Genomic DNA, 854 nt, shown 5'->3' on the forward strand with positions numbered 1-854 from the left:
ACCCACACCACCACCCCCACCGTGGTCCCGGTGGCCCTCTCCGCCAAGTCCCCGGAGGCACTGCGGGAACAGGCGCGGCAGCTCGCCGGCGCCCTGGAGGATCCGGCGGTCCCGCTCGCGGGCACCGCCCTGTCCCTCGCCGTGCACCGGGCGGCGCTGGACCACCGTGCCGTGGCCGTGGCCACCGACCGGGCCGAACTGCTCACCGACCTCACGGCGCTCGCCTCGGGCGGCACCTCAGCGCGGCTGGTCAGGGGCGAGCCCTCCACCGGCGACCTGGCCTTCCTGTTCACCGGTCAGGGCAGCCAGCGGATCGGCATGGGCCGTGAACTGTACGACTCCCAGCCGGTGTTCGCCCAGGCGCTCGACGACGCCTGCAAGCACCTCGACGTCCACCTCGGCCAGTCCCTCAAGGACGTGATGTTCGGGACCGGTGGGGAGGACGACGCGGCGCTCCTCGACCAGACCCTGTACACGCAGACCGCCCTGTTCGCTCTCGAAGTGGCGCTCTACCGCTTCGTGGAACACCTCGGTGTGAAGCCGAAGTACGTGGCGGGGCACTCGATCGGCGAGCTGGCCGCCGCCCACGTGGCGGGCGTCCTGTCGCTCGCCGACGCCGCGGCCCTGGTCGCCGCCCGCGGCCGGCTGATGCAGGCCCTGCCCACCGGCGGCGCCATGCTCTCCGTACGGGCCGCCGAGCAGGACGTCCTTCCACTCTTGGCCGGGTACGAGGGCCGGATCTCCGTCGCCGCGGTGAACGGCCCGGACGCCACGGTCGTTTCGGGTGACGCCGACGCCGTGGACGAGCTGGCCGACGCCTTCACCGCGCGCGCGGTCCGGACCCGCCGGCTGCG

Annotated in this window: 1 protein-coding gene; it reads left to right on the top strand. The window is 73.9% G+C overall.

Features of this window, described 5'->3' with window-relative positions:
• Window positions 1-854 (top strand): acyltransferase domain-containing protein (locus tag LG634_RS37535; protein ID WP_226741029.1); only part of this gene is annotated, 854 nt, incomplete at both ends.

It is taken from the genome of Streptomyces bambusae (assembly GCF_020532645.1).
Classification (GTDB): domain Bacteria; phylum Actinomycetota; class Actinomycetes; order Streptomycetales; family Streptomycetaceae; genus Streptomyces; species Streptomyces bambusae.